Source organism: Bacillus haikouensis (assembly GCF_013179555.1).
In the GTDB taxonomy this organism is placed as follows: domain Bacteria; phylum Bacillota; class Bacilli; order Bacillales; family Bacillaceae_B; genus Rossellomorea; species Rossellomorea haikouensis_A.
Genome location: NZ_JABMCR010000192.1, coordinates 1 through 8,110 on the forward strand (window position 1 = coordinate 1; position 8,110 = coordinate 8,110).

Consider the following 8,110-nt stretch of genomic DNA (forward strand, 5'->3'; position numbering starts at 1 on the left):
TAAGAACTCTCTTAGTTCCCGGTGGTGATTGTATTGCACTGATTAAGCCGCAATTCGAAGCGGGTAAGGATCAGGTCGGTAAGAAAGGGATTGTCAGAGATCCTAAAGTTCACCATGCTGTTATTGAAAAAATCATGGTCTTAGCTGTATCAGAAGGATATGACATCCATGGATTGTCTTATTCACCAATCACCGGTGGAGACGGAAACATCGAATTTTTGATTCACCTGCGCTGGACGGGGGAAGAGAGGGAAGGAAGTTCCCTTCTAACTGTCACTCCGCATGAGATCATCGATGAAGCGCACAGTCAATTTAAAGCAAATAATCAATAATATTCAGGCTGCTCCGGATAGGGGCAGTCTATATTTATTTTTAACTGGATATTGCTAGCCCCTCAAGGTCATAAGCTAAATAGTCCAAGAAGGCAAAGAACGCCTTCCCGGCCCATTCATCTTATGCTTGTCGGGGCTGATCGAGCCGCCTCCGCTTTTCGATTGTCCAGCTCCGGCGGCTAGCCCCTCGAGGTCATAAACTAAATGGTCCAAGAAGGCAAAAAACGCCTTCCCGGCCCATTTATCTTATGCTTGTCGAGGCTGATCGAGCCGCCTCCGCTTTTCGATTGTCCAGCTCCGGCGGCTAGCCCCTCGAGGTCATAGGCTAAATGGTCCAAGAAGGCAAAAAACGCCTTCCCTGCCCATTTATCTTATGCTTGTCGGGGCTGATCGAGCCGCCTCCGCTTTTCTGTTGTCCAGCTACGGGGCTTAGAGGCACATGTCATAAGCCAAACCAGCCAAGAAGGCAAAAAACGCCTTCATGTCCGGTTCGTCTTATGCCACCCGCCTCTGAGCAAAGCCGCCTCCGCTTTTCTGTTGTACTTCTCCATAAAATAGGCTACTATAAGCGTAGAGGTATAAATATACAGGTTTAATTCCAGGTTAGAGGTGTAAGTTCTATGATGAACAAAGGACAAAGACATATTAAAATAAGAGAAATCATTACGAATAGAGATGTCGAGACTCAGGATGAGCTGGTTGACAGCCTTAAGAATTCAGGCTTTAATGTGACTCAAGCTACGGTCTCCAGGGATATTAAAGAATTGCATCTGGTCAAAGTCCCATTGATGGACGGCAGATATAAATACAGCCTCCCTGCAGACCAGCGGTTCAACCCTCTTCAGAAGTTGAAAAGAACGTTGACGGATGCGTTCGTTAAGATTGATACTGCAGGTCATATGCTTGTTATGAAAACACTTCCTGGTAATGCAAATGCAATTGGAGCCCTGATTGATAATCTGGATTGGGAAGAGATCTTGGGTACGATTTGTGGAGATGACACATGTTTGATTATCTGCAGGACAGAAGACGAAACAAAAGTCATTACTGAACGTTTTCTCGATATGTTATAAAATCAATTAAATCAATATGAACAATTGCTCGGGTGAAAAGTTTTTCACCCTTTTCACTTGACTTTGGTTTGCAAAAGTGAAAAAGGTTTAGTTATCATACTATCCTTTTTTGGCATCATGTATTAAACATCTATAAGTCCCTTATCAACTGAGGTGAATGTTTCTTGTTACAAGAATTATCTATTAAAAATTTTGCCATTATCGATACTCTGGCCCTTTCGTTTGAAGAAGGACTAACTGTTTTGTCTGGTGAAACCGGGGCAGGGAAATCCATCATCATTGACGCGATCCATCTCCTTGTAGGAGGAAGAGGCTCTGCGGAATATGTTCGCCATGGAGAGAAAAAAGCAGAGATAGAGGGTTTATTCATTCTCGATGATGAAGCACATCCCTGTCACGAAAAGGCATCAAGTTTCGGGATTGAGATTGAAGAAGGGATGATTGTACTCAGAAGAGAGATCTCGAATAATGGAAAAAGTGTATGCAGAGTGAATGGTAAACTGGTCACGATCGCCATTATGAGGGAGATCGGCGGTGCTCTGATTGATATACATGGACAGCATGAACATCAAGAATTGATGAATGAACATTTGCATCTGTCCCTTCTTGATCAATTCGGAGGCAAAGAAATTGATGTTAATTCAGCCTCATATCGGGAAGTATATAAAGAATACAGTACACTATATAAGCAATTGACAAGATTGAATGAAAATGATAAAGAGATGGCCCATCGATTGGATCTCATTACCTTTCAGCTCAAAGAAATCCAGGAAGCTGATTTACAGTTGAACGAGGATGAAGAGCTTATTGAAGAAAAGCGGAAGCTGATGAATTTCGAAAGATTATACGAATCGCTTCAAACTTCATATAACAGTATCCAGGGTGAAGGTAAGGGACTCGATTGGACGGGGTTGGCAATGAGCCATCTCGAAACGGCTGCGGATCTTGACAATCAATTTCAGAAAACACTTGAGGCAGTATCGAATGCATTTTATGTTTTAGAAGATGCCGTGCATCAAATAAGGGGAGATCTGGATCAGTTGGAATTTGAACCAGATCGCTTGGATCTGATAGAAACAAGGCTAAATGAAATCAACGGTCTAAAAAGAAAATACGGATCATCAGTGGAAGAAATCCTTGCTTATAGTTCAAAAATTGAAGAGGAAATCGAAACGATCCTGAATAAAGACTCACATGTAGAGGAGCTGCAGAATAAGCTGCAGTCTCTTGAAAAAGACTTGATCGTGGAAGCTAATAATTTGACTCAATCGAGAAAAAAATGGGCAAAGAAACTGACTGTAAGTATCCACGAGCAGCTGAAACAGCTTTATATGGATAAAACAAAATTCGAGGTGCGTTTTATCGGCAGCAATGAAGAGAAGTCTTTCTCCTTCTCACAGTTTAAAAAAGATGGATGGGATCAAGTTGAATTTTATATCTCCACCAATCCGGGCGAACCGTTGAAACCATTATCAAGAGTTGCTTCCGGCGGAGAACTTTCAAGGATTATGCTTGCCTTGAAAACGATTTTTTCCAAGCATCAAGGAATTACTTCAATTATTTTTGATGAAGTCGATACAGGAGTTAGCGGAAGAGTTGCTCAGGCCATTGCAGAAAAGATCTATCAGGTTGCCACCCACTCTCAAGTCATGTGCATCTCCCACTTGCCACAGGTTGCTGCTATGGCTGACAGTCATTTGTTCATATCGAAAAAGCTTATAAAAGGCCGCACGAGTACATCTGTCAAACGCTTGGAGGAACGGGAGAAAGTAAGTGAAATTTCCCGGATGATTTCAGGTGTTGAGATTACAGATTTGACACAGGAGCATGCCAAAGAGCTTCTGCAACTGGCAAGTTCAATAAAAGAAACATGAAAAGCTATCCAGTCAGGGTAGCTTTTTTTCTTTATTACCAGTTATAAATGTGGCTTTAAAAGGCAAAATTAAGACTGTAGCCAAGTAAGTGAATGTGCAATTGAAGCGAGGAGAGTGAAAATAGTGAGGTTAGACTGGTTAAGGAAATTTATAGGTGGGATTCTCCTTGTTTCGCTTTGTTTTTTTGGTTTTTATGAACCTGTTCAACAATTAGTCAATATCCCGAATTCATTAAGGGTAATGGAAGGGGATCAAGTTGCTCTCCCCAAAGCTTCATCTGTTGCTGCCGTGAGTTCGTTTACGAATAAGAATGTTGGAGTAAGTGAAGAGAAAGGACTGCTCTCCATTCAGGGGAAATCAGTCGGAAAAGATGAAGTTGTACTTGAATTGGCCGGTCTTCCGATTAAGAAAGTAAATGTGGAAGTACTAAAGGATTTTAAAGTTATACCGGGCGGTCAGTCGATTGGAGTGAAATTAAACACTGTCGGGGTTCTGGTGGTCGGCCATCACTTGGTCGAAACTTCAAACGGAAAAGTATCACCGGGTGAAAAAGCGGGAATCCAAGTCGGTGATATGATCACTGAAATAAACGGGAAAAAAATTGAACAGCTTGCAGATGTTGCTCCATTTGTCCAGAAGGCAGGAGAAGAAGGTAAAAGCATGGATGTAGTGGTAAAGCGTGAAGATGAAATAGTGAATGCATCTTTGCTCCCCTTAAAGGAAAAAGGGGAAGAGTCGTATAAACTCGGTTTGTATATCCGTGATTCTGCAGCGGGGATTGGAACAATGACATTTTTTGATCCTCAGTCAAAAAAATATGGGGCATTGGGACATGTTATTTCGGATATGGACACAAAGAAACCGATTGTCGTGGAAGACGGGGAAATCGTACATTCCGAGGTGACTTCCATCGAAAAAGGCAGCGGTGGTAAACCTGGGGAGAAACTTGCACGTTTCTCGGCAGATAGAAATGTAATCGGAAACATTACAAGGAACAGTCCTTTCGGTATCTTCGGGGAGCTCAATCAATCAGTTGAAAATAATATATTGGATAAACCAATGCAAATTGCGCTTTCTCACCAAGTAAAAGAAGGACCGGCACAAATTCTTACAGTAGTAGACGGAAGTGAAGTGGAGAAGTATGATGTTGAAATTGTCAGTACGATTCCACAGAAATTCCCTGCCACTAAAGGGATGGTCATCAAAGTCACTGATCCTGAATTATTAGAAAAAACAGGCGGTATTGTACAGGGGATGAGCGGCAGTCCGATCATCCAAAATGGAAAATTGATCGGGGCAGTCACCCATGTATTTGTAAACGATCCGACCAGCGGATACGGTGTCCATATCGAGTGGATGCTGAGCGAGGCAGGTATCGATATCTATAAACAAAATCATAAAAGAGCAAGCTGACTTTACAAACCCTTATAAAGTGCCGGAACAATCGGTACTTATAGGGTTTTTTTAAACTGGTTCTAAAGTACTCTGAGGCATGTCTCGGGAAACGGTGTTTTGCAAGAATATCTTCAATTGATTTTTAAAGGTCGATTTGTCAGTACCCAATTATCTTGTTAAAATAAAGATTATTCGACAAAGGTGCTAACGAATAGCGAAAGAGGTCGAATAATAGAGGAAAACAAAGTAAATTAGAGAAAATAATATATTTATTGGTATTTTTTAAAAAATAAAAGGATTTATGGTTGCATTGTCGAAAAAGTAATTTAGAATAAAAATATAGATATGAATTAAAATGGATCCGAGGAGGAAACCTGTAGTGAAATCAATTAAAGTTTGTGTAGTGGATGATAATAGGGAATTAACTTCTTTACTGGAAGACTATATTGCTTCGCAGGATGATATGGAAGTAGCAGGAATAGCACATAATGGTCAAGAATGCCTCGACTTATTAGAAGAAGTGGACCCGGATGTATTGGTGCTTGATATTATCATGCCTCATTTGGACGGTCTTGCTGTACTGGAACGCCTTCGTGAAAAGAAAAAGATCCCAAATGTCATCATGCTCACGGCATTCGGACAGGAAGATGTAACGAAAAAGGCAGTCGATCTTGGTGCATCCTATTTTATCCTGAAGCCATTTGATATGGAAAATCTCGTTAGTCATATTAGACAAGTCAGTGGAAAATCAAACCCGATCATCAAAAAACATTCCTCATCCAGATTAACTACAGAGTCAAAACCTAGAAATTTAGATGCAAGCATAACGAGCATCATTCATGAAATCGGTGTCCCGGCACATATTAAAGGGTACCTTTACCTGAGAGAAGCCATTTCTATGGTTTATAACGATATTGAGCTCCTTGGTTCAATTACCAAGGTCCTTTACCCTGATATTGCGAAGAAATATAATACGACTGCTTCACGTGTGGAACGGGCAATCCGCCATGCCATTGAAGTGGCATGGAGCCGCGGCAATATCGATTCAATTTCTTCGTTGTTCGGTTATACCGTCAGCATGTCCAAAGCGAAGCCGACCAACAGTGAATTCATCGCCATGGTTGCTGATAAGCTTAGACTTGAGCACAAGGCTTCTTGAAAGGATAAGTAATCATTCATTTTCTTCCTAAATAGAGATTGCCCCCAATAAATCCATGATTTATTGGGTTTTTTTATTTCTTTGAACAGGGATTTAAACATATAATAGGTGAAGAAAGAGGAATGTGGGTATTGCAAGTGTACAAATAATCACACGGGAAGTGAAGTAATGACTTTGATATTTGCTCATAGAGGATCAGCAGGTACCCATCCCGAGAACACGATGGATGCTTTTCTGGAAGCGGAAAGAGTGGGTGCAGATGGTATAGAGCTTGATGTTCAAATGACCAGGGATGGTGAAATAGTGGTCATTCACGATGAAACTGTTGACCGGACAACGAATGGAAAAGGATATATCAAGGATTATCATTTCAAGGATCTCCGTAAATTACATGCAAATTATACATTTAAAAAAAAGTTGTTCAACAAACAAAAAGTCCCCACCCTCAGTGAAGTCTTTGACTGGATGAAAGGTAACAGTCTGGTCTGTAATATCGAATTGAAGAACAGTATCATGGATTACGAGGGTATGGAAGAGAAGGTTGTACGTATGATCAATAAATATGGCTACTCAGATCGTATTATTATTTCTTCTTTCAACCATTACTCGATCGTTGCATGCAGCCGGCTTGATTCTTCAATTGAAATAGCACCGCTTTATTCTACAGGTCTTTATATGCCTTGGATCTATGCCAGGTCTCTTGGTGCCGCTGCCATTCATCCCAACCAGAAAGTTGCACCGGATGAAATCATCTCGGAATCGATAAAAAACGGAATCGCTGTCAGACCATATACAGTGAATAAAGCCCATCAGATGAAGCGGTTGTTCTCTATAGGCTGCTCGGCCATCGTCACGGATTTTCCAGAGAAGGCAATCAGGAAGAAGGAGGAGCTGCAATGAGAAAAGCTAGCGTGTGCATATGCACACGCTAGCTTTTTTTATTAAAGCGATCTTGTACTTTGTTCCGTTTTCGATCCCGGTGCAGCACAAATCCTGCGATGAAACCGAGTCCGGCTAGAAAGAATATCAAACCTATGATAAATTGCAACCCTAGAAAAGGGATGGGAGGCTGTAGAATCCCAAATAGCATATCCCTCATTAATTTGATTCCTAGTGCTGCCAATGCACCGGGGATCAGCATGATAATCAGTGCAATAATACGTACCATTTTGGACTAACTCCTTTTTATTTCACTAATTGAAATTCTAACTCCATATGGAAAATTGTCAAGAGCTAACAAGTGATGTAAAATATGAATCAGATGTGAAAAAAATTGCAGATGTATGAGTCTGAGGTGAAATAAATTGCAAAATGTTTTAATCATCGGAGGAGGTAAAGGAGGAACAGCCATCCTGAAAATCCTCCATGAAGTTTCTTTAATGAAAATCATCGGTATATCGGACCTGAATGAAGAAGCGATCGGTCTTCGTCTGGCAAAAGAGTGGGGAATCCCTGCAGGAAGTGATTGGAGGGAATTCCTTGATGATTCTGTTGATATTGTAGTTGAAGTTACCGGTGATCAAAAAGTTTTCGAAGCTGTCAGGGAAGAAAGAGGAAAAAATACGGTGCTGATCCCCGGCAGTGTGGCATTCCTTATTTCGAAACTGCTGGAAGAAAAAGAGGAACTCATTCATCAGTTGACGAGCGAATCATTTAAGAGGGACTTGATCTTCAATTCGACGGATGATGGGATGGTTGGCATTGACTTTCAAGGGATTGTCATGCTGTTCAATAGAAGTGCTGAGCGCATGATTGGCATCGACAGTGAAGATGCGGTTGGAAAGCATATCAATGATGTGATTCCCGGAAGTAAACTAACGACGACATTGGAAACAAGACGAACAGAAATCAATCAGGAAGTGGTACTGGACAATGGACTGAAGATCATCTCTAACCGAATTCCGATGATAACAGAGGAAGAGGAGGTAATGGGGGCATTCACTGTATTTAAAGATATAACAGAAGTGGTGAATCTCGCAGAAGAAATAACCAACCTGAAAGAAATCCAGACCATGCTTGAAGCGATCATTCATTCCAGCGATGATGCCATATCGGTTGTAGATGAAGAGGGGAAAGGGATTCTCATAAACCCTGCCTATACAAGAATTACCGGTCTGACCCAGGATGAGGTGATCGGAAAACCGGCGACCGCGGATATATCCGAAGGGGAAAGCATCCACTTGAAAGTCCTGCAGACAAGAAGGTCAATCCGGGGGACACGGATGAGAGTGGGACCAAAACGTAAAGAGGTTATTGTGAATGTCGCCCCAATCATAG

General features: G+C 41.4%; 8 protein-coding genes. 7 read left to right on the forward strand and 1 reads right to left on the reverse strand.

Annotation, left to right across the window (positions count from 1 at the left end; translation table 11 throughout):
• The 6 genes from HP456_RS16465 to HP456_RS16490 all read left to right on the forward strand — a co-directional run.
• Nucleotides 1–332 (forward strand): SAM-dependent methyltransferase (locus HP456_RS16465; RefSeq protein WP_376766227.1); only part of this gene is annotated, 332 nt, incomplete at its 5' end.
• Between the two features lie 623 nt (nt 333–955).
• Nucleotides 956–1,405: a transcriptional regulator AhrC/ArgR gene (ahrC, locus tag HP456_RS16470; protein WP_172253069.1), complete on the forward strand. Its 450-nt coding sequence runs from the start codon at nt 956–958 to the stop codon at nt 1,403–1,405.
• Nucleotides 1,406–1,569: 164 nt separating this feature from the next.
• Entirely contained in the window at nt 1,570–3,279 is a 1,710-nt protein-coding gene (gene recN, locus HP456_RS16475; protein ID WP_172253058.1) for a DNA repair protein RecN, read from the forward strand.
• Nucleotides 3,280–3,402: 123 nt separating this feature from the next.
• Nucleotides 3,403–4,692, forward strand: coding sequence for a SpoIVB peptidase (gene spoIVB / locus HP456_RS16480; RefSeq protein WP_172253059.1), 1,290 nt, complete (start codon nt 3,403–3,405; stop codon nt 4,690–4,692).
• 361 nt (nt 4,693–5,053) lie between these two features.
• Nucleotides 5,054–5,833 (forward strand): sporulation transcription factor Spo0A, encoded by a 780-nt coding sequence (gene spo0A, locus HP456_RS16485; RefSeq protein ID WP_172253061.1) that lies wholly within the window; start codon nt 5,054–5,056, stop codon nt 5,831–5,833.
• A 168-nt stretch (nt 5,834–6,001) separates the two neighbouring features.
• Entirely contained in the window at nt 6,002–6,733 is a 732-nt protein-coding gene (locus HP456_RS16490; protein WP_172253063.1) for a glycerophosphodiester phosphodiesterase, read from the forward strand.
• Nucleotides 6,734–6,761: 28 nt separating this feature from the next.
• On the opposite strand, the gene HP456_RS16495 is transcribed toward HP456_RS16490, so the two are convergent.
• Nucleotides 6,762–7,001 carry a DUF2627 domain-containing protein gene (locus HP456_RS16495; RefSeq protein ID WP_172253065.1) on the reverse strand — a complete coding sequence of 80 codons (240 nt, stop codon included), beginning with the start codon at nt 6,999–7,001 and terminating at the stop codon, nt 6,762–6,764.
• Nucleotides 7,002–7,137: 136 nt separating this feature from the next.
• Between HP456_RS16495 and HP456_RS16500 the strand changes: the two genes are divergently transcribed.
• On the forward strand, nt 7,138–8,110 hold a 973-nt coding region (locus tag HP456_RS16500), incomplete at its 3' end, for a PAS domain-containing protein (RefSeq protein ID WP_172253067.1).